The 24,088-nt window shown below is 71.8% G+C and carries 22 protein-coding genes, 1 tRNA gene and 1 pseudogene; 14 read left to right on the forward strand and 10 right to left on the reverse strand.

Features of this window, described 5'->3' with window-relative positions; all coding sequences use genetic code 11:
- Positions 1-101 precede the first annotated feature (101 nt).
- Together glpR and ACFY1J_RS25160 are read left to right on the forward strand one after the other, a co-directional pair.
- Positions 102-1,382: a gephyrin-like molybdotransferase receptor GlpR gene (gene glpR / locus ACFY1J_RS25155; RefSeq protein WP_390709853.1), complete on the forward strand. Its 1,281-nt coding sequence runs from the start codon at positions 102-104 to the stop codon at positions 1,380-1,382.
- Between the two features lie 91 nt (positions 1,383-1,473).
- A tRNA-Ala gene (locus ACFY1J_RS25160) sits at positions 1,474-1,547 on the forward strand.
- Positions 1,548-1,596: 49 nt separating this feature from the next.
- On the opposite strand, the gene ACFY1J_RS25165 is transcribed toward ACFY1J_RS25160, so the two are convergent.
- Positions 1,597-2,073: a GNAT family N-acetyltransferase gene (locus ACFY1J_RS25165; protein ID WP_363302186.1), complete on the reverse strand. Its 477-nt coding sequence runs from the start codon at positions 2,071-2,073 to the stop codon at positions 1,597-1,599.
- Between the two features lie 77 nt (positions 2,074-2,150).
- Here ACFY1J_RS25165 and ACFY1J_RS25170 point away from each other — a divergent pair, with 77 nt between their 5' ends.
- Positions 2,151-2,954: an exodeoxyribonuclease III gene (locus tag ACFY1J_RS25170; RefSeq protein WP_390731975.1), complete on the forward strand. Its 804-nt coding sequence runs from the start codon at positions 2,151-2,153 to the stop codon at positions 2,952-2,954.
- Positions 2,955-2,967: 13 nt separating this feature from the next.
- Here ACFY1J_RS25170 and ACFY1J_RS25175 read toward each other — a convergent pair whose 3' ends face one another.
- Positions 2,968-3,588, reverse strand: a complete 621-nt coding sequence (locus ACFY1J_RS25175; protein WP_390710002.1) for a MerR family transcriptional regulator — start codon at positions 3,586-3,588, stop codon at positions 2,968-2,970.
- A gap of 185 nt (positions 3,589-3,773) precedes the next feature.
- Between ACFY1J_RS25175 and ACFY1J_RS25180 the strand changes: the two genes are divergently transcribed.
- The 4 genes from ACFY1J_RS25180 (at position 3,774) to ACFY1J_RS25195 (ending at position 7,458) form a co-directional block, all read left to right on the forward strand.
- A complete protein-coding gene (locus ACFY1J_RS25180; RefSeq protein WP_390709855.1) occupies positions 3,774-5,306 on the forward strand; it encodes a flavin-containing monooxygenase in 1,533 nt (510 codons plus the stop codon).
- Entirely contained in the window at positions 5,303-6,220 is a 918-nt protein-coding gene (locus tag ACFY1J_RS25185; protein WP_390709856.1) for an alpha/beta fold hydrolase, read from the forward strand. The genes ACFY1J_RS25180 and ACFY1J_RS25185 overlap by 4 nt, the downstream gene beginning before the upstream one ends.
- Positions 6,217-7,101, forward strand: coding sequence for an SDR family oxidoreductase (locus ACFY1J_RS25190; RefSeq protein ID WP_390709857.1), 885 nt, complete (start codon positions 6,217-6,219; stop codon positions 7,099-7,101). The genes ACFY1J_RS25185 and ACFY1J_RS25190 overlap by 4 nt, the downstream gene beginning before the upstream one ends.
- A gap of 135 nt (positions 7,102-7,236) precedes the next feature.
- Positions 7,237-7,458, forward strand: coding sequence for a hypothetical protein (locus ACFY1J_RS25195; RefSeq protein ID WP_390731976.1), 222 nt, complete (start codon positions 7,237-7,239; stop codon positions 7,456-7,458).
- A gap of 46 nt (positions 7,459-7,504) precedes the next feature.
- On the opposite strand, the gene ACFY1J_RS25200 is transcribed toward ACFY1J_RS25195, so the two are convergent.
- Complete coding sequence (locus ACFY1J_RS25200; protein ID WP_390731977.1) at positions 7,505-10,777, reverse strand: S41 family peptidase; 3,273 nt, start codon at positions 10,775-10,777, stop codon at positions 7,505-7,507.
- Positions 10,778-10,943: 166 nt separating this feature from the next.
- On the opposite strand from ACFY1J_RS25200, the gene ACFY1J_RS25205 reads away from it, so the two are divergent.
- The 6 genes and pseudogenes from ACFY1J_RS25205 (at position 10,944) to ACFY1J_RS25230 (ending at position 16,802) form a co-directional block, all read left to right on the forward strand.
- Positions 10,944-11,546 (forward strand): TetR/AcrR family transcriptional regulator, encoded by a 603-nt coding sequence (locus ACFY1J_RS25205; RefSeq protein ID WP_390709860.1) that lies wholly within the window; start codon positions 10,944-10,946, stop codon positions 11,544-11,546.
- 120 nt (positions 11,547-11,666) lie between these two features.
- Positions 11,667-13,895: an MMPL family transporter gene (locus ACFY1J_RS25210; RefSeq protein WP_390709861.1), complete on the forward strand. Its 2,229-nt coding sequence runs from the start codon at positions 11,667-11,669 to the stop codon at positions 13,893-13,895.
- Positions 13,896-14,017: 122 nt separating this feature from the next.
- Complete coding sequence (locus tag ACFY1J_RS25215) at positions 14,018-14,539, forward strand: YbaK/EbsC family protein (RefSeq protein WP_390709862.1); 522 nt, start codon at positions 14,018-14,020, stop codon at positions 14,537-14,539.
- Positions 14,536-15,378, forward strand: a pseudogene (locus ACFY1J_RS25220) (EamA family transporter); the annotation flags it as partial. The gene ACFY1J_RS25215 and the pseudogene ACFY1J_RS25220, both read left to right, overlap by 4 nt.
- Before the next feature lie 143 nt (positions 15,379-15,521).
- Entirely contained in the window at positions 15,522-16,412 is an 891-nt protein-coding gene (locus tag ACFY1J_RS25225) for an NAD(P)-dependent oxidoreductase (RefSeq protein ID WP_390731978.1), read from the forward strand.
- A 114-nt stretch (positions 16,413-16,526) separates the two neighbouring features.
- A complete protein-coding gene (locus tag ACFY1J_RS25230) occupies positions 16,527-16,802 on the forward strand; it encodes a DUF1876 domain-containing protein (protein WP_390709864.1) in 276 nt (91 codons plus the stop codon).
- Here ACFY1J_RS25230 and ACFY1J_RS25235 read toward each other — a convergent pair.
- The 6 genes from ACFY1J_RS25235 to ACFY1J_RS25260 all read right to left on the reverse strand — a co-directional run bounded on the left by ACFY1J_RS25235 (position 16,792) and on the right by ACFY1J_RS25260 (position 21,778).
- Positions 16,792-17,964 (reverse strand): serine hydrolase domain-containing protein, encoded by a 1,173-nt coding sequence (locus tag ACFY1J_RS25235; RefSeq protein WP_390732031.1) that lies wholly within the window; start codon positions 17,962-17,964, stop codon positions 16,792-16,794. The genes ACFY1J_RS25230 and ACFY1J_RS25235 overlap by 11 nt on opposite strands.
- A 138-nt stretch (positions 17,965-18,102) precedes the next feature.
- Positions 18,103-18,567 (reverse strand): organic hydroperoxide resistance protein, encoded by a 465-nt coding sequence (locus ACFY1J_RS25240; protein ID WP_390731979.1) that lies wholly within the window; start codon positions 18,565-18,567, stop codon positions 18,103-18,105.
- Between the two features lie 105 nt (positions 18,568-18,672).
- Positions 18,673-19,131 carry a MarR family winged helix-turn-helix transcriptional regulator gene (locus ACFY1J_RS25245; protein WP_390731980.1) on the reverse strand — a complete coding sequence of 153 codons (459 nt, stop codon included), beginning with the start codon at positions 19,129-19,131 and terminating at the stop codon, positions 18,673-18,675.
- Between the two features lie 46 nt (positions 19,132-19,177).
- Entirely contained in the window at positions 19,178-19,945 is a 768-nt protein-coding gene (locus ACFY1J_RS25250; protein WP_390731981.1) for an energy-coupling factor ABC transporter ATP-binding protein, read from the reverse strand.
- On the reverse strand, positions 19,933-20,733 hold the full coding sequence (cbiQ, locus tag ACFY1J_RS25255; protein ID WP_390709868.1) for a cobalt ECF transporter T component CbiQ: 801 nt from the start codon (positions 20,731-20,733) through the stop codon (positions 19,933-19,935). Before cbiQ ends, ACFY1J_RS25250 begins: the two co-directional genes overlap by 13 nt.
- A gap of 1 nt (position 20,734) precedes the next feature.
- Complete coding sequence (locus tag ACFY1J_RS25260; RefSeq protein WP_390731982.1) at positions 20,735-21,778, reverse strand: energy-coupling factor ABC transporter permease; 1,044 nt, start codon at positions 21,776-21,778, stop codon at positions 20,735-20,737.
- Between the two features lie 176 nt (positions 21,779-21,954).
- Between ACFY1J_RS25260 and ACFY1J_RS25265 the strand changes: the two genes are divergently transcribed.
- Positions 21,955-22,308: an SsgA family sporulation/cell division regulator gene (locus ACFY1J_RS25265; protein WP_390709870.1), complete on the forward strand. Its 354-nt coding sequence runs from the start codon at positions 21,955-21,957 to the stop codon at positions 22,306-22,308.
- A 44-nt stretch (positions 22,309-22,352) separates the two neighbouring features.
- Here ACFY1J_RS25265 and ACFY1J_RS25270 read toward each other — a convergent pair whose 3' ends face one another.
- On the reverse strand, positions 22,353-24,017 hold the full coding sequence (locus ACFY1J_RS25270) for a penicillin-binding transpeptidase domain-containing protein (RefSeq protein WP_390709871.1): 1,665 nt from the start codon (positions 24,015-24,017) through the stop codon (positions 22,353-22,355).
- Positions 24,018-24,088: the final 71 nt, after the last annotated feature.

The following is a 24,088-nucleotide window of genomic DNA, read 5'->3' on the forward strand; positions in this document are numbered from 1 at the left end:
TCGCATCGGTCACAAAAAAAGTTCGAAATATCAGCCAGATCGTGCGACACACCGGCCCAATTGGCAGATGGCCTCACGCAAACCCCTCTACCGTGTGAGACGTGAGCAGCAGCGGCCTCATCTACGCAGTCATTGTCGGGGCCTGGGCCGCCTACTTGGTGCCGATGTGGCTCCGTAGGCAGGACGAGCTGAACGAGGCCCGTCCGACGGAACGCTTCAGCACCGCCATCCGGCTGCTGTCCGGACGGGCGGGGATGGAGCGCCGGTACGCCAAGGACCTGCGGGCGCGCTCCGCCCAGGAGGGGGAGCCCAGCGCCGGCGACCCGGACGCCGTCACCGACTCGGTGGACGTCCGGGCCTTTGCCATGCGCCCGACCCGCCGTCAGGTACGGGCGGACGTCGAGCCGGAGACGCCGGAGCGCCCGGAAGCGGCGCGCGGCCAAGCGACCGGGCCGGCCCCGAAGTCCGGCTCGGCGCCCGCGCGTCAGCAGGGATCCGCGCCCAAGTCCCCTTCGGCGTCGGCGCCCAAGTCACCTTCCCCTTCCCCTTCCGCGCCGAAGTCCCCTTCCGCGCAGAAGCGCGTGCCCGTAGCGCGGCGTTCGCCCTCGGCCCAGGCGGCCGCGGCACGCGCCCAGCGCTCGAAGGCACTTGCGCGTCGCCGGCGCACCACGGTGATGCTCTTCCTCGCCTTCACGCTCGGCGCCATCGTCGCGGCCGTCGGCGGGCTCGCGTTCCTGTGGGCGCCCGCCGTGCCCGCCATACTGCTCAGCTCGTACATCGCGTATCTGCGCAGCCAGGAACGCCGCCGCTTCGCCTACCAGATGGACCGGCGCCAGGCCGAGGCCGCGGCCGCGCGGCTGCGGGAGCGCGCACGCCAGCCGCGGCGGCGCGCGCCCCTGGACGCGGGTGCGTCCGCCGACGAACCGGACGAGGGACCAGCGACCGAGACCGACACCGGCATGTCCGCCCTCGCCGCCGACCGTCGCGCCCTCGTGGAGCAGACCGACCACGCGGAGTGGGTCGACCAGCAGCGCGAGCGCCAGCGCCGGCCCGGGCACGGCGACAGCTGGGACCCGGTGCCGGTGCCGCTGCCGACGTATGTGACCGCGCCGGTCGCGCCGCGAGCCACGTCCGACGTGGACCTGGAGGCGCCCGACGCGTGGAGTTCGGCGCGGTCCAGCTCCGTCGCGCCGGAGCAGGAGGCGAAGCCGGACGCCAGGACGCGGGAACCCGAGCCCGCGGCCGAGGACAAGCCGGCCGCGGACGAGCGCGGTGACGCACGGCGCCGTGCCGCCTCCGCCCGCCGCGCGCGCGAACGCGGTCGCACGCCGCTCTTCGACCAGTACGAGGACGGCGACCGCCCGCGCGCGGCCAACGAGTGATGCCCGTCACCCCGTGGGAGTCCGCCCTGACCAGTCAGGGAACGGATTTCCAAGCACCCCGATCGGGGTGCTAAAGTTTCACTCGTTGCAAGGGCCTGTGGCGCAGTCCGGTAGCGCACCTCGTTCGCATCGAGGGGGCCAGGGGTTCAAATCCCCTCAGGTCCACGCAGCATGAAGCCCCGATCGGCGAAAGCCGACCGGGGCTTCATCGTGTTCACAGCGGCTTCGCGTAGCAGCGGCTCGACTCGTAATGGCGGTAGTAGCCGAACTTGGTGCAGGGCTCATAACCGCTGGAGATGTAGAGGGCGATGGCCTCCGGCTGCTTGGTGCCCGTCTCCAGGACCATCCGGGCACGTCCGGCCGCGCGGGCATCCTCCTCCAGGGCGGCCAGCATGCGGCGGGCCAGGCCGCGGCCGCGCATCTCCTCGACCACGTACATGCGCTTGAGTTCGGCGTCGCCGTCCTCGTGGCCCTCGCCGTTCTCGTCCTGGCTGCGCCAGCCGCCGGTGGCCACGGGGCGGCCGCCCTCGTCGTACGCGATCAGGTAGACGCCGCTGGGCGGCTCGAAGTCCGACGCGTCCAGGGTGGTGGCGTCACCGCCGTCGCCGTAGCGCACGTGGTACTCGGCCTGGACCTCGTCGTTGAGCTTGACGGCGTCGGGGTGGTCGAAGGGGACGGGGCGTATATTCATGCCGGGCATCGTACAATCATGCAGAAGGGGATCCGGCGGAAACCGGACCTCGTCCAGTGTGCCGGTATCGTGCCCGGGTGCTGACTGTGACCTCGGTGAATGTGAACGGGCTGCGGGCCGCCGCGAAGAAGGGCTTCGTGGAATGGCTCGCGGAGACCTCCGCGGATGTGCTCTGCCTCCAGGAGGTGCGCGCGGAGCCGCAGCAACTGCCCGAGGGCGTGCGCAGGCCCGACGGCTGGCACGTCGTACACGCCCCGGCCGCCGCCAAGGGCCGCGCGGGCGTCTCCCTCTACACACGGCGCGAACCCGACCGCATCCAGGTGGGCTTCGGATCGGCCGAGTTCGACGGCAGCGGCCGCTATGTGGAGGCCGACCTGCCCGGCGTCACCGTCGCCTCCCTCTACCTCCCCGCCGGGGAGGTCGGCACCGAGCGGCAGGACGAGAAGGTCCGCTTCATGGAAGAGTTCCTCGCCCACCTGAAGGGGCTGCGCGAGCGCGCCGCCGCCGATGGCCGCGAGGTACTGGTCTGCGGCGACTGGAACATCGCCCACCACAATGCCGACCTCAAGAACTGGCGCGCCAACACCAAGAACTCGGGCTTCCTGCCTCAGGAGCGGGAGTGGCTCGGCAGGGTCCTTTCCCCGGCCGACGGCGGCTACACGGACGTGGTGCGCACCCTGCACCCGGACGCCGAGGGGCCGTACACATGGTGGTCGTACCGGGGGCGGGCCTTCGACAACGATTCGGGTTGGCGGATCGACTACCACGTCTCGACGCCCGGGCTCGCGGCCAGGGCCGTCAAGGGCTTCGTCGAGCGGGCGGCCACGCATGCCGAACGGTGGTCCGACCATGCGCCGGTGACCGTCGTGTACGACCGCTGAGCGCCTCTCGCGCTCAGTCCCGCTTCCGCAGTCGCCGGTCCAGGGCCAGGGACAGTTCCGCCTCCACCACGCTGCGGGCCAGGGGGCGCAGGCGGGCCAGGTCCTCCTCGGGGCCGTGGCGGAGGATGACCTCGGTGAAGAGTTCGGCCAGGGCATCCGCGTGTTCGCGTACGCGCTTGGCCGCCGTCAGGACCTCGGCGAGCGGGATGCCCTCGCGGACCAGGGCCGCGGACACGTCCAGCAGTCGGCGGCTGATGTGGACGATCTCGTCGCCGTCGGTGCCGAGGTAGCCGAGGTCCATGGCCGCGGCGAGGTTCTCGCGGGTGACCTCGCCCGCGAAGTGGTCGGCGAGTTCCTCGGGGGTCAGCCGGACCGGCTCCTCCTCGGTGGGGGCGCCGACGCCGAGCAGGTCGGCGACGTCCCGGCCGTGGTCGAAGGCCTCGGCGAGCTCCGCGATGCCGTTCAGGGTGTGGCCGCGTTCCAGCAGGGCCGAGATCGTGCGCAGGCGGGCCAGGTGGTGGTCGTCGTACCAGGCGATACGGCCCTCGCGGCGGGGCGGCGGGATCAGCTTGCGCTCGCGGTAGAAGCGCAGGGTGCGCACGGTGATGCCGGCCAGCTGTGCCAGCTCCTCCATGCGGTACTCGCGCTGCTCGCCGGGTCGTCCTGCGTCTTCAGCCACGCGTGCAGCCTATGTTGTACCGCGGGTAACTTCCTTCCCCCGACCCCTACCGCTCGGTACGGAGCTGCTCTACCCTCCCATTGCGCCAGTGTTCACTGGCATGGTTCAACGAGTCCGATGCGATGCCTGGAGGCTTCGGGATGGCCGAACACGAGCATGTACGGGTGGCGGTGATCGGGTCCGGCTTCGGCGGGCTGGGCGCGGCCGTACGGCTGCGCCGCGAGGGGATCACCGACTTCGTGGTCCTCGAGCGGGCGGACAGCGTCGGCGGCACCTGGCGGGACAACAGCTACCCCGGGTGCGCCTGCGACGTACCGTCCCACCTGTACTCCTTCTCCTTCGCGCCCAACCCCGACTGGCCGCGCACCTTCTCCGGCCAGGAGCACATCCGCGCCTACCTGGAGCATGTCACCGACGTCTTCGGTCTGCGCCCGCACCTCCGCTTCGGCGCCGAGGTGAAGCTGATGACCTGGGACCCGGAACAGCTGCGCTGGGACATCGAGACCACGAACGGCTCGCTGAGCGCCGACATCGTCGTCTCCGCCACCGGGCCGCTGTCCGACCCGAAGATCCCGGACATCCCGGGCCTGGAGTCCTTCCCGGGCAAGGTCTTCCACTCGGCCCGCTGGGACCACGACTACGACCTGAGCGGCAAGCGGGTCGCGATGGTCGGCACGGGGGCGTCCGCCATCCAGATCGTACCGGCCATCCAGCCGCGGGTCGCGAAGCTCACCCTCTTCCAGCGCACCCCGCCCTGGGTGATGCCCCGCATGGACCGCGCCATCAGCGGCGCCGAGCGCCGGCTCCACCGCGCCCTGCCCTTCACCACGCAGCTGCGCCGCGGACTGCTGTGGGGCATCCGGGAGTTGCAGGTCCAGGCCTTCACCAAACACCCCGACGAGCTGGGCTTCGTCGAGCAGTTGGCACGACGCAACATCGCCCGCGCCATCAAGGACCCGGCCCTGCGCGCCAAGCTCACCCCGGACTACCGCATCGGCTGCAAGCGGATCCTGCTGTCCAGCACGTACTACCCGACGCTGGTGAAGCCCAATGTGGACGTCGTCGCCAGCGGGCTGAGCGAGATCCGCGGGTCGACCGTCGTCGCCGCCGACGGCAGTGAGGCCGAGGTCGACGCGATCGTCTTCGGTACGGGCTTCCACGTCACCGACATGCCGATCGCCGAGCGGGTCGTCGGGGCGGAGGGCAGGACCCTCGCCGAGAGCTGGAAGGACGGGATGCAGGCCCTGCGCGGGGCGTCCGCGGCCGGCTTCCCCAACTGGATGACGGTCATCGGGCCCAACACCGGGCTCGGGAACTCCTCCATGATCCTGATGATCGAGTCCCAGCTGAACTACATGGCCGACTATGTACGGCAGCTCGACGTCCTCGGCGGCCGCGCCGCGCTCGACGCCCGCCCCGGCGCCGTGGAGGCCTGGAACCGCATGGTGCAGGAGCGCATGAAGCGCACGGTCTGGAACACCGGTGGCTGCACCAGCTGGTACCTGGACGCGAGCGGTCGCAACACCACCATCTGGCCCGGTACGACGACGGAGTTCCGCAAGGCGACCCGTCGGGTGGACCTGGCGGAGTACGAGCTGCTGCGGGCACCGGCCCGCACGGGCGCGACGCAGAGCGCGGCGCAGGACGTGACGCAGGCGGAGGTGGCCTCGTGAGCCGACTCACCTACGTCGCCACCGGCCCGTACGCCCCGCCCGCCCCCGCCCGTGAACTCACGGTGGTCTCCGCCGACGGCGCCCGTCTGCACGTCGAGGTGCACGGGCCCGAGGGCGCGCCGCCCGTTGTCCTCGCCCACGGCTGGACCTGCTCGACCGCCTTCTGGGCGGCGCAGATCCGGGACCTGGCCGCGGACCACCGGGTCATCGCGTACGACCAGCGGGGACACGGGCGCAGCCCCGCGAGCCCCGCCTGCACGACCGACGCGCTGGCGGACGACCTGGAGGCGGTGCTCGCGCAGACGCTCGCGCCCGGCGAGCGCGCCGTGATCGCCGGCCACTCCATGGGCGGGATGACGGTGATGGCCGCGTCCGCGCGCCCCCGCTTCCAGGAGCACGCGGCCGCCGTACTGCTGTGCAGCACCGGCAGTTCGAAGCTGGTCGCGCAGGCACGCGTCGTACCGATGCGCGCCGGGCGCATACGCACCTGGCTCACGGCGCACATCCTGGGTTCGCGCGCCCCGCTCGGTCCGGTCACTCCGGTCGCGAAGCGGATCCTCAAGTACGCCACGATGGGCGCCGGTTCCGCCCCGCACATGGTGGAGGCGTGCGCGCACATCGTGCACGCCTGCCCGCGCGCGGTGCGCCACGCCTGGTCGCAGGTGCTGGAGCGGCTCGACCTCGACCACGGCGTACGGGAGTTGCGGGTCCCCACGGCGGTGGTCGCCGGCACCGAGGACCGGCTCACCCCGCCGGCGCACGCCCGTTTCCTGGCCGCCGAGCTGCCGGACTGCGTCGGCCTCACCGAGCTGCCCGGGCTCGGCCACATGACCCCGGTGGAGGCGCCCGAGCTGGTCACCGGGAAGATCCGGGAACTCGTCACCACGTACGTACACGTCAAGGAGGGCGCATGAGCAGGGTGAGCCTGGAGGGCCAGGTCGCGGTCGTCACCGGAGCCGCGCGCGGCGTCGGCGAGCTGCTCGCGCGCAAGCTCTCGGCGCGCGGTGCCAAGGTGGCGCTGGTCGGGCTGGAGCCGGACGCGCTCAAGGAGGTGTCCGGCAGGCTGCACAGCGACAGCGACCACTGGTACGCCGACGTCACCGACCACGAGGCGATGGCGCGGGTGGCCCGGGAGGTCAAGGAGCGCTTCGGCAAGGTCGACATCGTGATCGCCAACGCCGGGGTCGCGAGCGGCGGGCCGTTCACGGACTCCGATCCCGAGGCCTGGCGGCGGGTGATCGAGGTCAATCTGATCGGCTCGGCGGTGACGGGCCGCGCCTTCTTGCCGGTGCTCACCGAGAGCCGCGGCTATCTGCTGCAGATCGCCTCGCTCGCCGCGGTCACCCCGGCGCCGATGATGACGGCGTACTGCGCGTCCAAGTCCGGCGTGGAGGCGTACGCGCACTGTCTGCGCGCCGAGGTCGGCCACCAGGGCGTGAAGGTCGGTGTCGCGTATCTGTCGTGGACCGACACGGACATGGTGCGCGGTGCCGACCAGGACGACGTCATGCGGGAGTTGCGGCAGCGGCTGCCGTGGCCGTCCAACAAGACGTACCCGCTGGGCCCCGCGGTGGACCGGATCGTCGCCGGCATCGAGCGGCGCTCCGCCCACGTGTACGGGCAGTGGTGGCTGCGCGGGATGCAGGGCGTGCGGGGCTATCTGCCGGCGCTCATCGGGACCGTGGGACAGCGCGAGATGCGCCGCTTCGCGCCCCGGCTCCAGGGGATGCGCACGGGGCTGGTCGGTGCGGGCGGGGAGGCCGACGAGCGCGAGCGGTCCGCCCGGCACGAATGAGCGCGCCCGCGCCCGGCCAAGTCGGCCGCTACGCACCGTGACTGATCGACATGCGCAGTGTGTCCACCCGTGTGAATCTGGTCGGGGCCCAACCAAAGGGCCCAAACCCCTCACCCTCCACGGGAGTGAACCCACATGGGTATGAAGGACCAGTTCCAGGAAAAGTCCCAGGGCAAGCAGAAGGGCGCCCAGCGCGGCCCGCAGCAGCCCCAGCGTGGCCCGCAGCAGCCGCAGCGCGGTCAGCAGCAGCCGCAGCGTGGCCCGCAGCAGCCTGAGCGCGGCCGCCAGAACGTGCGGGACACCGACGAGTCCGAGCACGACATGCGTGACCGCATGGACATGGACTACGACGCCTGACGTCGCAGGTCCGGTGGAAGGGGTGCCCCGCGCGGGGCACCCCTTCTCATGTCCGCGGCGGTGTCCGCGGCGGCAGCTCCGGCCGCGAGCGGTCCGGTACGTCGCTGTAGTCGGGCGGGACCGCCGCCGGGTTGGTGGTCAGCAGGTCCAGGGCGAGCTGCACCGCGTCGTCCATCTCGACATGGCGGCCCTCCGCCCAGTCCAGCGGGGTGCGCAGGATGTCCAGGTCGGGGGCGACGCCGTGGTTCTCCACGGACCAGCCGTAGGCGTCGAACCAGGCCGCGTTCATCGGCACCGTGATCACCGTGCCGTCGCCCAGCCGGTGCCGCCCGGTCATGCCGACCACCCCGCCCCAGGTGCGCTGACCCACCACCGGCCCGAGCTTGAGCAGTTTGAAGGCCGCCGTGATCATGTCGCCGTCGGAGGAGGTCGCCTCGTCGGCGAGGGCGACGATCGGGCCGCGGGGCGCGTTCGAGGCGTACGACACGGGCTGGGCGTTGCGGGTCAGGTCCCAGCCGAGGATGGTCCGGGTGAGTTTCTCGACGACCAGCTCGCTGATGTGCCCGCCCGCGTTGCCGCGCACGTCCACGATCAGCACGGGCCGGGAGACCTCCATGCGCAGGTCGCGGTTGAACTGGGCCCAGCCCGAGCCGCCCAGGTCGGGGATGTGCAGATAGCCGCACCTGCCGCCGCTCAACTCCCGGGTGACCTCGCGGCGTTTGGCCACCCAGTCCTGGTAGCGCAGCGGCCGCTCGTCGATCAGGGGCACGACGGCGACCCGCCGCGGCGGGCCCGTCTCGCCCTCGGCCGGGGCGAAGGTCAGCTCCACCGTCGTACCGCCCGAACCCGCCAGCAGCGGATAGGGACCCGTCACCGGGTTCACCGGCCGGCCGTCCACATGGGTGAGCACGGCGCCCTCGCGGATGCCCGTGCCGGCCAGCGGGGAGCGGGCCTTGGAGTCGGAGGAGTCGCCGGGCAGGATCCGCTTGACCGTCCAACGGCCGTCCCGGCACACCAGGTTGGCGCCCAGCAGGCCCTGGAGGCGCTGGTAGTGCGCCGGTCCCTCGTTGCGGCGGGCGGGGGTGACATAGGCGTGGGAGGTGCCCAGCTCGCCCAGCACCTCGCGCAGCAGGTCGGCGAACTCGTCGGGGGAGGCGACCCGTTCGACCAGCGGCCGGTACTGGTCGAGGATCGCGTCCCAGTCGATGCCGCACATGTGCGGCTCCCAGAAGTAGTCCCGGATGAGCCGGCCGGCCTCCGCGTAGGCCTGGCGCCACTCGGCGGGCGGGTCGACCTCGTGCAGGATGCGGCGCAGGTCGATCCAGGTCGTGGTGTCGCCGTCGCCGGGCTCGGTCGCGGGGACGGCCCGCAGGTCGCCCTCGTCCATGAGCACCAGCCGGGTGCCGTCGCCGCTCACCGAGAACCAGTCGAGGTGGTCGACGAGTTGGGACTTCTTCGCCTTGGTGAGGTTGAAGTACTCCAGCGTGGGCCGCTCACTGGGGTCGTTGGGGTTCGCGAACGTCTCGCCGAGCGCGCCCGAGATCGGCCAGCGCAGCCAGACCAGGCCGCCGCCGGAGACCGGCAGCAGCCCGGAGTACTTGGAGGCGGAGACCGGGAACGGGGTGACCCTGTTCTCCAGCCCCTCGACCTCCACGGTCACCGCGCCGCCCTCGCCGGTCTCCTCGTCCTCCACGGGGTCCAGGCCCCCGGCGGCCGGCCGGCCCTCGGGGTTCAGGGCGAAGGGGGAGGGAGTGGCCGAGGACAACGGGACCAGGTACGGGCGGCAGCCGAGCGGGAAGGACAGGTCGCCGGTGTGGACGTCGTACACCGGGTCGAAGCCGCGCCAGGACAGGAACGCCAGATAGCGGCCGTCCCGGGTGAAGACCGGGTTCTCGTCCTCGAAGCGGCCGTTGGTCACGTCGACGACCGGCTGGTCCGCCTGCCCGGGGCCGGAGATCCGGGCCATCTTGATCTGCCGGAGCGAGCGGCCGATCCCCGGATGCGACCAGGTCAGCCAGGAGCCGTCCGGCGAGAAGGCCAGGTCCCGCACCGGGCCGTTGATGGACCGGATCAGCTCGGTCACCGCACCGTCCGCGTCCTCGCCCGTGTCGATCAGCAGCAGCCGTCCGTCGTGCGCGGCGACGGCGAGGCGCTCGCCCAGCGGGTCCGAGGCCAGTTCCAGGACCCGGCCCAGCTCGCCGGAGGCCAGCCGGCGCGGCGCGCGGTCGCCGCTGGCGCGGGGCAGCTGGGAGATCTCGATCGCGTCCTCGCCCTCGGCGTCCGTGACGTAGGCGATCCGCCCGGTCGAGCCCAGCATCACCGGGAGCCGGACCCGTACGCCCGGCGTGTCCGAGATGGTGCGCGCGGGACCGTCGCGGTGGGTGAGCCAGTACAGGCTGCCGCGGACCACGACGGCGCTGGCCCGGCCGGTCTCGTCGACCGAGATGCCGTCCACGTGCCGGGCGGCGGGCACCTGGTACCTGCGGCGTCCCGCGCGGGCTCCGGACAGGCGCACATCGAGCCGGTGCGGCACCGAGTCCGCCGACAGGTCGTCCACCAGCCACAGGTCGCCCGCGCACTGGTACACCACCCGCGTGCCGTCGCTGGAGGCGTGCCGGGCGTAGAAGGCGTCGTGGTCGGTGTGGCGGCGCAGGTCGGAGCCGTCGTAGGCGCAGGAGTAGAGGTTGCCGACGCCCTCGTGGTCGGAGAGGAAGGCGATCCGGCCGCCGACGAACATGGGGCAGTCCAGGTGGCCGCCGATGCCGGCGAGCAGCCGCTGCCCGTGCAGCCACAGCCGGCCCATGGCGCCGCCCCGGTACCGCTTCCAGGCGGCCGGTTCGTGCGGCGGGGTGCCGGTCAGGAGCAGGGTCCGGTGCCCCTCGTCGAGGTCGGCGACCTGGATGTCGGCGACCGGGCCCCAGGGGAGCTTGCGGCCGGGGTCGCCTTCGGTGGAGACCTTGTAGGCCCAGGTGAAGTACGAGAACGGCTGGCTGTGGGAGGCGACGGCGAGGATCTCCGGCCCGCCGTTCTCGGCAGGCGTCCAGCCGCACACCCGGGTGTCCGCGCTTCCCCAGTACGTCAGCTGCCGGCCCGGCCCGCCCTCCACGCCGACGACGTGGATCTCGGGCACCAGGCTGCGCCAGCTCGTGTACGCGATCGTCCGGCCGTCGGGCGAGAAGCGGGGGTGGCCGGTCTTGGTGCGGTCCACCGTGAGCCGCCAGGCGCGGCCCGGGGAGCCGAGGGGGGCCAGCCAGAGGTCGTCCTCGGCCACGAAGCACAGCAGTTCGCCGCTGAGGTGCGGCAGGCGCAGATAGCTCACCTCCCCATGCTTTTCCGGGGGATGGACCGGAGCAACTTGTGAAAATTCCGGGCGCTCGACCAGGGCGTGACCCAGGACACGTACGAAACGGTTTCGTTTCGTATGGAGGGTGCGCTACATTCGTCACGTACGAAACCGTGTCGTTCGGAGTGGGAAGGTGGGAACGATGACCGAGGTCGCCACGGCGCGCCGCAGTCGTATCACCCCCGAGCGTGAGGCCGAGTTGTACGAGGCCGTGCTCGACCTGCTCCGCGAAGTCGGCTACGACGCCCTCACCATGGACGCCGTGGCCGCCCGCACCCGGTCCAGCAAGGCGACGCTCTACCGCCAGTGGGGCGGCAAGGCCGAGCTGGTGGCGAAGGCCGTGCGGCACAGCAAGCCGGGCGGCTCGGCCGACGAGGTCGACACCGGGTCGCTCCAGGGCGATCTGCACGCCCTCACGCTGCGTTCGGACGACTGCGAGATGGAGCAGAGCTCCGCGCTGATGCGGGGTCTGGCCATGGCGGTGCACGGCAACCCGGACCTCCTGCAGGCGTTCCGGGAGCATCTCATCGAGCCGGAGATGGCGGAGTTCCGTCGCGTGATCCAGCGGGCGGTCGACCGGGGAGAGGTCCGTGCGGACAACCCGGCGATCGGGTTCGTGATGCACATGATGATCGGCGGGTTCGCCGCCCGCGCGATGATCGACGAGCAGCCGCCGACGCAGTCGTTCCTCCTCTCGTACATCGACGCCGTGGTCCTCCCCGCCCTCGGCGTTCCCACCGACTGACAAGTCCCCTCAGCCCCACCTGACGTCACCGCTCACGTCGTCGGGCCGATCACCCCTGCCACCCACGGGGTTGGTCACCCCTGCCCTGAACACCCCACGACTGACCGGGAGTACGACCTCGTGGCCACGTTCCTCTACAAACTGGGCCGACTCGCCTTCAGGCGACGGCACTTCGTCGCCCTCATATGGGTGGCGCTGCTGACGCTGGCGGGCGTCGGGGCGGCGAGTGCCCCCGCGGCCGGCAACACCTCCTTCTCCGTCCCCGGCACCGAGGCCCAGAAGGCCTTCGACCTGCTGGAACAGCGCTTCCCCGGGATGAGCGCCGACGGCGCCACCGCGCGCGTCGTCTTCAAGGCGCCGAGCGGCGAGAAGATGACCGCCGCCGCCAACAAGAAGATCGTGAAGAAGACGGTCGCGGAGCTGAAGGACGGCTCCGAGGTCGCCTCCGTCGCCGACCCGTACCAGGCCGGGGCCGTCAGCAAGAACGGCACGGTCGCCTACGCGTCGGTCAAGTACAAGGTCTCCGGCATGGAGCTCAAGGACTCCACGCGCGAGGCCCTCAACGAGGCCGCGCAGGACGCGCGGGACGCCGGGCTGACCGTCGAGGTCGGCGGTGACGCCCTCAACACGACTCCCGAGACGGGCGCCACCGAGGTCATCGGCATCGCGATCGCCGCGGTCGTCCTCGTCATCACCTTCGGCTCGCTGCTCGCGGCCGGACTGCCGCTGGTCACCGCCCTCATCGGCGTCGGCATCGGCGTCTCCACCATCGCCGCGCTCGCCAACGCGCTGGACCTCGGCTCCACCACGTCCACCCTGGCCTCGATGATCGGCCTCGCCGTCGGCATCGACTACGCGCTGTTCATCGTCTCCCGCTACCGCGCCGAACTGGCCGAGGGCCGCGAGCGCGAGGAAGCCGCCGGGCGGGCCGCCGGCACCGCGGGCTCCGCGGTGGTCTTCGCCGGTCTGACCGTGGTGATCGCCCTGGTCGGCCTGTCCGTGGTCAACATCCCGATGCTGACCAAGATGGGCGTCGCCGCCGCGGGCACGGTCGCCATCGCGGTCCTGATCGCGCTCACCCTGATCCCGGCGCTGCTCGGCTACGCGGGGCGCAAGGTGCGTCCGGCGGGCGAGAAGAGCAAGCTGCTCGGCGGCGGGCGGGGGCCCAAGCACCCCCACAAGGCCGGCCGGCCGAACATGGGCACGCGCTGGGCGAGCTTCGTCGTACGCCGCCCGGTCGCCGTCCTCCTGCTGGGCGTCGTCGGCCTCGGTGCCGCGGCCGTCCCCGCCGCCTCCCTGGAACTGGGCCTGCCCGACGACGGCTCCCAGCCGACCTCGACGACGCAGCGCCGCGCCTACGACCTGCTCTCCGAGGGCTTCGGCCCCGGCTTCAACGGCCCCCTGATGCTGGTGGTCGACGCCAAGGACAGCGACCACCCCAAGGCCGCCTTCAAGGAGGTCGGCAAGGAGATCAAGGGCCTCAAGGACGTCGTGACGGTGACCCCGGCCGTGCCCAACAAGGCCGGCGACACCGCGACGATCACCGTGATCCCCAACTCCAAGCCGTCCTCGACGACCACCGAGGACCTGGTGCACGCGATCCGTGACAAGGGCACGGAGATCAAGGCGGACACGGACGCGCAGGTCCTGGTCACCGGCTCGACGGCGATGAACATCGACACGTCGCAGAAGCTGAACGACGCGCTGGTCCCGTATCTGGCCCTGGTCGTCGGCCTGGCCTTCCTCCTCCTGATCCTCGTCTTCCGCTCGATCCTGGTCCCCCTGAAGGCGGCCCTCGGCTTCCTGCTGAGCGTGCTGGCGGCCCTCGGCGCCGTCGTCGCGGTCTTCCAGTGGGGCTGGCTGTCCGGCCTGATGGGCGTCGAGCAGACCGGACCGATCATGTCGATGATGCCGATCTTCATGGTCGGTGTGGTCTTCGGTCTCGCCATGGACTACGAGGTGTTCCTCGTGACCCGGATGCGGGAGGCGTACGTCCACGGGGAGAAGCCGAGCCAGGCCGTGGTGACCGGCTTCAGGCACGGCGCCCGCGTGGTGACCGCCGCCGCGGTGATCATGATCGCCGTCTTCTCCGGCTTCATCGGGTCCAGCGAGTCGATGATCAAGATGATCGGCTTCGGCCTGGCGATCGCGGTGTTCTTCGACGCCTTCGTCGTCCGGATGGCGATCGTCCCGGCGGTGCTCGCGCTGCTCGGCAAGAAGGCCTGGTGGCTGCCGAAGTGGCTGGACCGCGCCCTGCCCAACGTGGACGTCGAGGGCGAGGGCCTGCGCGCCCACGACGGCGACCGCCCCCGGGACGGGGACGCGGACCGGGAGCTGGTGCACGCCTGACGCGCCGCTTCCGCTGAAGGACCGGCCGGCGAGGGATCCGTGGGGACGGGGCGCTCTCGCCGGCCTCTTCATGCGAGGAAACCCGGTCGCCTGCCCCGTACACGTACCGCTAGCGTGCCCGCATGACGACGACAGCCGCCACTGACGCCGACGCCGAGGGCACCGGAGCCCACCCCCGCTTCGCCGCGGCCCTGGAGGAACTGGGCCTCGGGGAACTCCACTCCCGGGTCAGACGCTTCCCGGACGCGACCCGCACCGCCGCCGAGGCCGCCGCGGCCATCGGCTGCGAGCTGAGCCAGATCTGCAAGTCGCTGATCTTCGCCGCCGACGGGGTACCGGTCCTCGTCCTCATGGACGGGGCGTCCCGGGTGGACGTGGAGCGGGTGCGGGAGGAACTCGGCGCCGAGGCCGTCACCCGGGCCAAGGCCGATGTCGTACGGGAGACGACCGGGTACGCGATCGGGGGCGTGCCGCCCTTCGGGCACCGGACCCGCACCCGGGTGCTCGCCGACCGGTCGCTGCTGGCGCACGACCTCGTGTGGGCCGCCGCCGGGACCCCGCATGCGGTCTTCCCCATGGAGCCGAAGACGCTGATCGCCCACGCGGGCGGCACCCTGGTGGACGTGCGCGAACGCACCTCGTGACACCGCTGGTCACCGCGGCGGTGCTGCTCGCCGCGGTCACGCACGCCAGCTGGAACGCGATCGCCCACCGGATCACCGACAAGCTCGTCGGCTTCACCCTGATCCTGGCCGGCGGTGTCCTCATCGGACTGGCCCTGGCGCCGTTCACGGCGTTCCCGGCGGCCGCGGCATGGCCGTACCTGTTCTGCTCCGCGGCCATCCACCTGGTGTACGTCGTCCTGCTGATGGCGTCCTTCCGGCACGGCGACTTCGGGCAGGCCTACCCCATCGCGCGCGGCACCGCCCCGCTGGTCGTCACCGTCCTTGCGGCCGTCTTCGCCCACGAGGTGCCCGACCGCTGGGCCGCCGCCGGTGTCGCCCTGTCCTGCGCCGGACTCACCGGTGTCGCCCTGTGGGGGCTGCGCGGGTGCCGGCCGAACTGGGCCGCGATCGGGGCGGCCCTCGCGACGGGGCTGTCCATCGCCTCGTACACCGTCGTCGACGGGCTCGGCGTGCGCGCCTCGGGCTCCCCCCTCGGGTACACCGCCTGGCTGATGATGGTCCAGGGCGTGGTGATCCCGGCGTACGCCGTCCGGCGCCGGCGAGGGGAGACGCTCGCCCTGCTGCGCCCGTTCGCCGCCCTCGGGCTGTTCGGCGCGCTTCTGTCCCTCTCGGCGTACGGGCTGGTGCTGTGGGCGCAGACCCGCGCCGAACCGGCGCCGATCGCGGCCCTGCGGGAGTCGTCGATCATCGTCGGAGCGGCGATCGGGGCGCTGTTCTTCAAGGAGCGCTTCGGGGCACCCCGGATCGCCGCCGCCGGGCTACTGGTGGTCGGGATCGGGCTGATGCTGCACGCCGGTCAGCGGCGCGGGGGAGTGGATCCCGCTGCCGGACCCGTCCGCGCCGCCGCCGGGAACGCTCGCGTCTGGACGACCATGGAGACCGCGCCTGAGCGACCATGCTCAAGGCCCGTACTCACCGCACGGATCAGGAAGTTGACGTCATGACAGACAAGCTCACCGTGAGCGTCCTGGGCACCGGGATCATGGGGGCCGCGATGGCCCGCAACCTCGCGAAGGCCGGGCACACCGTCCGCGTCTGGAACCGCACCCGCGCCAAGGCCGAGCCGCTGGCCGCCGACCGCGCCCACGTCACCGACACCCCCGCCGAGGCCGTCCAGGGCGCCGATGCCGTCCTGACCATGCTGTACGACGGCCACACCGTCCTGGAGGTCATGCGGGAGGCGGCTCCCGCACTGCGCCCCGGCGCGGTCTGGGCGCAGTCGACCACCGCCGGCCTCGACTCGGTCGCCGGCCTGGCCGGCTTCGCCCGCGACCACGGCCTCGTCTTCTACGACGCCCCGGTCCTCGGCACCCGCCAGCCCGCGGAGGCCGGACAGCTGACCGTCCTGGCCGCCGGTCCCGAGGAGGGCCGGGCGGCCGTCACGCCCCTGTTCGACGCGGTCGGCGCCCGTACGGTGTGGACCGGCGACGACGGGGCGGCGGGCAGCGCCACCCGGCTCAAACTGGTCGCCAACAGCTGGGTCCTCGCGGCCACCGCGGCGACCGGCGAGGTCCTCGCCCTGTCCCAGGCGCTCGGCGTCGACCCGCAGGCCTTCTTCGACCTCATCGAGGGCGGGCCGCTCGACATGGGGTACCTGCGGGCCAAGGCGGCCATGGTGCTGGGCGAGCGGCTGTCCCCGGCCCAGTTCGCGGTGGCCACGGCCGAGAAGGACGCGCGGCTGATCGTCCGGGCCGGTGCGGACAACGGCGTCCGTCTCGACGTGGCCGAGGCCGTCGCGGAGCGCTTCGCGCGCGCCGCCGCCCAGGGCCATGCCGACGAGGACATGGCCGCCGCGTACTTCGCCAGCTTCGACGGGAAGCCGGCTTCCTGAGCGGAAGCCCGTCCCGGACGCCCATTTCCTGACGGAAAGCCAGTTTTCCGGGCCGACGTGACGCCGGGGGCGTCGAGGAGCACCCTGGAAGCAGTGATTCCGGAGGTGGTCCTCATGATGCACACCGCTGTGGGATGGCACGTCGAGCTGGAGTTCAAGGAGGACGATCTGCACACGCGGGCGGCCGCGCTGGTGCGTCTGCCCGACGGCAGTGAGGTACGGGCGCACGGGAGTGCCAGCAGGCACCACACCGACGCCAATCAGCCACGCGTCGGCGAGGAGATAGCCGGCGCGCGGGCGCTCAACGAACTGGCGATGCAGTTGCTGACCAAGGCACACGGAGAGATCGACTCGGCGTCCGGGCGGACCTCGCACCCGATCAACGTGTGACGCGCTCCAGGGCCGTGCGCACCGCCCGCACCAGGGCCTGCGCCCGCGGGTCCGCCGTCACGCTCTTGCGGAAGCCGTTGGTGACATAGCCGAAGGCGATGCCCGACTCGGGATCGGCGAAGGCGAGGGCGCCACCGCGGCCCGGGTGGCCGAAGGAGCCGGCGGACAGCAGCGGCGACGCGCTGCCGTGCAGCATGTAGCCGAGGCCGAACCGGGTGCCGACCACGAGCACGCGGTCCGGCCCGGCCGACTGCTCGCCCCGGGCCGACTTGACCGTCCCGGGGTGGAACAGCCGTGTGCCGCCGTCCACCTCGCCGATCAGGGAGGCGTAGAAGCGGGCCAGGCCGTCGGCGGTGGCGATGCCGTTGGAGGCGGGGAGGGCGGCCGCGCGGTAGGCGGGCGCGTTCTCGTCGGGGAGCGGTGTGATCGCGGCGAAGGCACGGCGGGTCAGGGACTCCGGGTCGGCGTAGGCCTCGGAGACGGACCGCTTCGGACGGGTCCTCAGCGCGCCGCCCGCCTCGGCGGCCTCGACGGGGCCGACCCGGCCCACGCGGGCGGCCTCGGACTCCGGCAGGCCGAGCCAGAGGTCGGCACCGGCCGGCCCGGCGATCTCGGTCGCGATGAACTCGCCGACCGGGCGGCCGGTGACGCGCCGTACCAGCTCGCCGGTGAGCCAGCCGTATGTGTGCGCGTGGTACCCGTGGTCGGTGCCCGGCTCCCACACCGGCGCCTGGGCCGCGACGGCCTGTGCGCCGAGGTCGGGGTCCGCGGCCTGCTCCGGCGTCAGCGGACGGTCGAGCACGGGGACGCCGGCACGGTGCGCGAGCACATGCCGGACCAGCGTGCTCTCCTTGCCCGCCGCCTTGAACTCCGGCCAGTACTCGCCCACCGGCGCGTCCAGGTCCAGCTCACCGCGCTGGTGCAGAAGCAGCAGCGCGGCGGCGGCGACGCCCTTGGTCGCGGAGCGCACGATCTGCGCGGTGCCGTGCTCCCAGGGGGCCGTACCGTCGACGTCCTTCGTCCCGCCCCACAGGTCGACCACCCGGTGCCCGTCCCGGTACACGGCGACGGCCGCGCCCCGGTCGCCGAGCAGCCCGAAGTTGCGCGCGAACGCCGCCCTGACCGGCTCGAAGCCCTCGGCGACTGTGCCGCTCACGTCCACGTCCACATTCACGCCCACGCCCGGTCCCTCCACTTGCTTGCGCCAGCGAGTGAAACACGGGACTGCGGCCTTGGATTCCTCGGCGGGGTAGCGGATTTGGTTACGGTTTGGTGTCCTGGAGCCCGCAGGCGCCGGGATTCAGCCCAGCACGATCGTCACATCGATGTTGCCGCGTGTCGCGTTGGAGTACGGGCACACCTCGTGGGCCGCGTCGACCAGCTTGGCCGCGACGTCCGCGTCGAGGACCGGGAGGGAGACGCTGAGGGCGACGGCCAGGCCGTAGCCGCGGTGCTTGTTCGGGCCGATGCCGACCTTCGCGGCGACGGTGGAGCCGGTCAGGTCGTAGCCCGCGCGGTTGCCGACCAGGATCAGCGCGTTGTGGAAGCAGGAGCTGTAGCCGGCGGCGAACAACTGCTCCGGGTTGGTGCCGTTGCCGTCCCCGCCCAGCTCCGGCGGCATCGAGACCTTCAGCTCGATCGCGCCGTCCTGACTGGTGACGTACCCGTCCCGGCCACCGTGCGCGGTGGCTTCGGCGACGTACATGATCTTCGTCGGGCGGGTGTCAACAGCGGTGCCGTCGGTTGCGGCGGTGCCGTCAGTCATGGTCGGCCTTCCAAGGAACAGGTGTGCACAAGTACATCGTGCACAAGGTACTGGCCGGTAGGTCAGTTGTCGCCCTCAGGGCACAGTGACCGTGGGTAACGTCCGTCAGTGCCGGGTGGAGGCGTGCTCGGCGCGCTCCGCGAGCCGCCACAGCTCCTCGCGCAGCCGCGCGACCTCGGAAGCGCCCAGCCCCGTCGTCGTGAGCAGCGCGCCGGGGACCCGCGCCGCTCGCTCCCGGAGTTCGCGCCCGCGCTCGGTGCACGCGACCAGCACCGAGCGCTCGTCACGCGCCGAGCGCTCACGGCGCACCAGCCCCGCCGCCGCCAGCCGCTTCAGCAGCGGGGACACCGTGCCGTAGTCGAGGCGCAGGGCCGCGGCCAGTTCCTTCACCGTGGTCTCGCCGCGCTCCCACAGGACAAGGAGGACGAGGTACTGCGGGTAGGTCAGGCCGAGTTCGTCGAGGAGCGGGCGGTACGCCGCGGTCACGGCGCGCTGGGCCGCGTACAGCGCGAAGCAGAGCTGCTCGTCGAGCAGCAGCGACCCGGCGTCCTCTTGATGCGTCACCCGCCCATTGTCCCGGACGATCCGGGACGGCCGTCACGGAAACGCGTCAGGTCAGCTCGGCGGCGGCCGGAACGGACCTCGGGTCGAAGCCGAAGGGCAGCTCAAGACGGTGGGCGCGCATCAGTGCGTCGTCGGACAGGAGGTCGCTCGTCGGACCGTCCGCGGCGATCACGCCGTCGCTCAGGATCAGGGAGCGCGGGCACAGTTCCAGCGCGTAGGGCAGATCGTGCGTGACCATCAGGACCGTGACGTCCAGCGAGCGCAGGATGTCGGCCAGTTCGCGGCGGGAGGCCGGGTCCAGGTTGGAGGACGGCTCGTCGAGGACGAGGATCTCCGGCTCCATCGCGAGGACCGTCGCGACCGCGACCCGGCGGCGCTGGCCGAAGGACAGATGGTGCGGCGGCCGGTCGGCGAAGTCCCGCATGCCGACCCGCTCCAGGGCGGTACGCACCCGCTCCTCCAGTGCGGCCCCCTTCAGTCCGGCCGCGGCCGGACCGAACGCCACGTCCTCTCGCACGGTCGGCATGAAGAGCTGGTCGTCCGGGTCCTGGAAGACGATGCCGACCTTCCGCCTGATCTCGGCCATGTGCTCCCGGCCGACCGGCAGCCCGGCCACGGTCACCGTGCCGGTGCCGCCGCCCAGGATGCCGTTGAGGTGCAGCACCAGGGTCGTCTTGCCGGCGCCGTTCGGGCCGAGCAGCGCGACCCGTTCGCCGCGCCCGATCGAGAAGTCCACCCCGAACAGGGCCTGGTGGCCGTCGGGGTACGCGAAGGCCAGTCGGGCCACTTCCAGCGAAGGTTTCACAGGGTCCATCCCAGCAGGCAGACGACGAGGGCGGCACAGGGGAGGGCGAGGGCGTACGACCACTGCGCCCGGGACGCGGTCACCTCGTCGATGACCGGCATCGAACCGGCGTATCCCCGGCTCACCATGGCCAGATGCACCCGCTCACCGCGCTCGTAGGAGCGAATGAACAGCGCGCCGGCCGACTTGGCGAGCACTCCCCAGTGGCGTACGCCGCTCGCCTCGAAGCCGCGCGACTCCCGGGCGATCCGCATCCGGCGCATCTCGTCGGTGATGACGTCGCCGTAGCGGATCATGAAGGACGCGATCTGGACGAGCAGCGACGGGAGTCTGAGGCGCTGCAGGCCGAGGAGGAGTTCACGCAGTTCGGTGGTGGCGGCCAGCAGCACGGAGGCGGCGACGCCCAGTGTGCCCTTGGCGAGCACGTTCCAGGCGCCCCACAGGCCGTTGACGCTCAGCGACAGACCGAGGACGTCCACCCGCGCGCCCTCCGCCACGAACGGCATGAGCACCGCGAAGGCGACGAACGGCACCTCGATGAGCAGCCGCTTGAGCAGGAATCCGGCGGGTACGCGCGCGAGGTGGGCCACATACGCGAGCAGCACGGCGTACAGCCCGAACGCCCACATCGCCTCGCGCGGGGTCGACACCACGACCACCACGAAGGCGAAGGCGGCGGCCAGCTTGGTGTGCGGCGGCAGCGTGTGCACGGGGGAGTGCACGTGCCGGTAGAGCCTGTGTGCTCCCCCAAGCTCTCGGCTCCGCTCGAGCAGGGAGGTACCCCCATCGGCGCCCATGTCAGACGCCCGTGCTCGCGGGTGAGACGTCGTTCGTACGGCGCCTGCGCACCGCCCAGAACACGGTACTGCCCGCGACGACCGTGACGCCGACGCCGATCACGCCCGCGAGTCCGCCGGAGAGGCGGGCGTCGGAGACGTCCTTCACGCCGTAGCCGGCGAGCGGGGAGCCGTCGGACGCGTGCTTCTGGGCCTTCTGGTCGATGCCCTTGTCGTGCGCGACCTTCTCCAGGCCGTCGGGGTCGGCGGAGGCGTAGAAGCTGACGAACCCGGCGAGCACCAGGGAGGTGACCAGGCCGGTGATCCACAGCGTGCGGTGCGAGCGGGCGGCGACGGGGACCGGCCGGGTGGTGGGCGCGTCGACGAGTTCGCCGTTCACCCGCAGTTTCAGACGCTGCTGGAGTCCGCGGGCGCCGTACACGAGGTCCGGCCGTACGGCGATGACGGCGCCGACCGTGAGCGCGGTGATCGCGGCCTCGCCGATACCGATGAGGACGTGGACGCCGATCATCGCGGTGGCGACCTTGCCGATGGCGACGTCGGTGGTGCCGCCGACCGCGTAGATCAGCGTGAAGGCGACGGCCGCGGCCGGGACGGAGAGGACGGCGGCGACGAAGGAGGCGACGGTCACCGAGCGCCGCTTGCGGGGGAGCACCTTCGCCAGGCCGCGGAAGACCGCGTACGACACGACCGTCGTGACGATCGCCATGTCCGTGATGTTGACGCCGAGCGCGGTCAGGCCGCCGTCCGCGAAGAGGATGCCCTGCATGAGCAGGACGACGGAGACACACAGGACGCCCGTGTAGGGGCCGACGAGTATCGCCGCGAGGGCGCCGCCGAGCAGATGGCCGCTTGTTCCGGCCGCGACGGGGAAGTTGAGCATCTGTACGGCGAAGATGAACGCCGCCACCAGTCCGGCCAGCGGGGCGGTCCGCTCGTCGAGTTCGCGCCGCGCGCCGCGCAGGCTCACGGCGAGGGCGCCGGCGGCGACCACTCCGGCGACCGCACAGGTGGGGGCGTCGATGAATCCGTCAGGTACGTGCACCGTTTGATTCTAGAGGCTTGTTGCGAACCTCTTGCAAGAGCGAGGAGCTGGTTTATGCATATCGCACAACTGAGATGCGCAGGGTTCGATGAGCGCAATATGGGAAATATGCGACATTGGAGTGGAGGCGGAGGCATGACTTCCGCCCAGGTGACGCAGCGTGAGAGGGCCGTCTGATGTCCGTAGTCGAGCAGTACGCGCGAGCTCACATAGTCACGGAAGAGAATGTCAACGTGCAGGAGGAACCGGCGGTCCCGGTCATCCTGCGCTACGACCCCGATGCGGACCCCCGGGCGGTGCGGGTCGGACTTCCCGGGCCGCACGAGTGGACTTTCTCCAGATCGCTGCTGGAACAGGGGCTGCGGGCGCCGGTCGAGAGCGGGGACGTACGGGTGTGGCCGTGCGGCCGGGTCCAGGCCGTGGTGGAGTTCCACTCCCCGGGCGGGGTCGAGGTGGTGCAGTTCGAGTCGAAGACCCTGCTGCGGTTCCTGCGGCGGACGTACATGGCCGCCGAGCCCGTGGCCCATTGAGGGTCCGGCCGCCCGGCCGTTGAGGGCCGGCCGCCCGCCGGGGCTCAGCTCCCCATCTTCAGCAGCGCCGCCACGATCGGTCCCGCCGTGTCGCCTCCGTGCCCGCCGGCCTGGACCACACCCGCGGCCGCGAGGTCGCCGCGGTACGCGGTGAACCACCCGTTGGGCTTCTTCTGGCCGTCGACCTCCGCCGAGCCCGTCTTCGCGCCGTAGTCGGGGCCGAGCCCGGACATCGCCTGGGCCGCCGTGCCGTACGCGGCCGTGTACCGCATCAGTTCGCGCAGCTGCGAGAGCGTGGACGCGGACAGGGTGCGGGTGGCGGTGGCCGTCCTGCGGTGGTCCACGCTCGGGGAGACCAGATAGGGCTGGTGGAAGACGCCCGCCTTGATCGTCGAGGCGACCGACGCCATGTTCAGCGGGTTCATCCGCACCCCGCCCTGCCCGATCAGCGAGGCCGCCATCTGGGCCGCCGACTGCACCGGCACCGAGCCGTCGAAGGTCGGGACGCCGATCGCCCAGTTGTTCATGGACAGGCCGAAGACCTGCTGGGCCTGGTTCGTCAGGTCCGCATTGCCCAGCTCCTTCGCCTGGCTGATGAAGGCCGTGTTGCAGGAGCGGGCGAAGCTCGCCTTGAACGTGCCGCCCTTGATCTCGAAGTCGTCGTCGTTGTGGAAGGTCCAGCCGCCGTACTTCACCTTCTTGGGGCAGGGGTGCCCCTTGTCCGCGGAGGCCAGACCCTTCTCGATGAGCAGCGACGACGTGATGATCTTCATCGTGGAGCCGGGGGCCAGCGAGCCCTGGAAGGCCGTGTTGAAGCCGTGGCCGGTGTTGGCCACCGCGAGGATCTCCCCGGTCGACGGGCGCATGACCACGACCGAGGCCCGCTCCTGCTTGGTTACCTGCTTCTCGGCGGCCGCCTGGAGGGCCGGGCTCAGCGTCGTCCGCACCGTGCCCGGGGTGCCCTTGCTGAGTTCCACGAGCGTCTTGTCGGAGAGCTTGTGCGCCGTGGACGCCTTGCCGCGCGCCACGCGCAGTTCGAGGCCCGCCTTGCCGCCCGCCGTCTTGCCGAACTTCTCGCGCAGCCCGTCGAGCACCGTCCCCAGGGAGGGGTACTTCGCGGCGGTCAGCTCTCCTCCGTCGCGGTCCAGCGCCTTGATGGGCGGGGTGCCGGACTCGCCGGTGACCAGCTTGTCGCCGTCCTTCAGGTCGGGGTGGACGACGGAGGCGTGCCAGTCGACCAGCGGCTTCCCGTCGCGGGCGCGGCGCACGACGGTGAGCGAGCTGTCGTAGGCCAGCGGCTTGCTGATGCCCTTGTAGGTGACCGTGCCCTTGACGGAGAAGGAGACCTTGGCGCCGGTGCGGGTGCCCGCGGTGAGCGTGACGTCCTTGATGCGGGCGTCCTTGGAGTAGCCGGTGAGCTGGGTGGTGGCGGCGGCGGAGTCGTCCGTGGCGGCCGCGGCCAGGTTCACCCTGCCCTGCTGCCAGGCCGTGAGAAAGCGCTCGGCGGTGGTCTGCACCTCGGTCGCGGACAGCGGGCCGGTCTTGACCGTCTTGTGGTCGCCGGTGGCGCCGGCCTGCCCCTCGGCCGCCGCGCCGCCGTAGAGCAGATAGACGCCGAGGCCCGCGCCGCCGACGACCGCGGCGATCATTCCGCCGACGACCGCGGGTCTGGTACTCCGTCGCTCGACGACGCGCCTTCTCTTGCCCACTGCCTCAGTTCCTCCGCGAATTCCCCAGGGTCCCCGCCGCCCTCGTAGCCCTCACACTCCTCAACGACACC

The organism is Streptomyces sp. NPDC001406 (assembly GCF_042895285.1).
GTDB lineage: Bacteria > Actinomycetota > Actinomycetes > Streptomycetales > Streptomycetaceae > Streptomyces.

Bases quoted from the DNA above. Each gene is read 5' to 3' on its own strand.
- ACFY1J_RS25265 (WP_390709870.1), top strand. From the start codon at position 21,955: ATGTCCGTAGTCGAGCAGTACGCGCGAGCTCACATAGTCACGGAAGAG.
- ACFY1J_RS25180 (WP_390709855.1), top strand. From the start codon at position 3,774: ATGGCCGAACACGAGCATGTACGGGTGGCGGTGATCGGGTCCGGCTTC.
- ACFY1J_RS25225 (WP_390731978.1), top strand. From the start codon at position 15,522: ATGACAGACAAGCTCACCGTGAGCGTCCTGGGCACCGGGATCATGGGG.
- ACFY1J_RS25195 (WP_390731976.1), top strand. From the start codon at position 7,237: ATGGGTATGAAGGACCAGTTCCAGGAAAAGTCCCAGGGCAAGCAGAAG.
- ACFY1J_RS25250 (WP_390731981.1), bottom strand. From the start codon at position 19,945: ATGGACCCTGTGAAACCTTCGCTGGAAGTGGCCCGACTGGCCTTCGCG.
- ACFY1J_RS25230 (WP_390709864.1), top strand. From the start codon at position 16,527: ATGATGCACACCGCTGTGGGATGGCACGTCGAGCTGGAGTTCAAGGAG.
- ACFY1J_RS25240 (WP_390731979.1), bottom strand. From the start codon at position 18,567: ATGACTGACGGCACCGCCGCAACCGACGGCACCGCTGTTGACACCCGC.
- ACFY1J_RS25175 (WP_390710002.1), bottom strand. From the start codon at position 3,588: ATGGAGGAGCTGGCACAGCTGGCCGGCATCACCGTGCGCACCCTGCGC.
- ACFY1J_RS25215 (WP_390709862.1), top strand. From the start codon at position 14,018: ATGACGACGACAGCCGCCACTGACGCCGACGCCGAGGGCACCGGAGCC.
- ACFY1J_RS25165 (WP_363302186.1), bottom strand. From the start codon at position 2,073: ATGAATATACGCCCCGTCCCCTTCGACCACCCCGACGCCGTCAAGCTC.
- cbiQ (WP_390709868.1), bottom strand. From the start codon at position 20,733: ATGGGCGCCGATGGGGGTACCTCCCTGCTCGAGCGGAGCCGAGAGCTT.
- ACFY1J_RS25205 (WP_390709860.1), top strand. From the start codon at position 10,944: ATGACCGAGGTCGCCACGGCGCGCCGCAGTCGTATCACCCCCGAGCGT.
- ACFY1J_RS25190 (WP_390709857.1), top strand. From the start codon at position 6,217: ATGAGCAGGGTGAGCCTGGAGGGCCAGGTCGCGGTCGTCACCGGAGCC.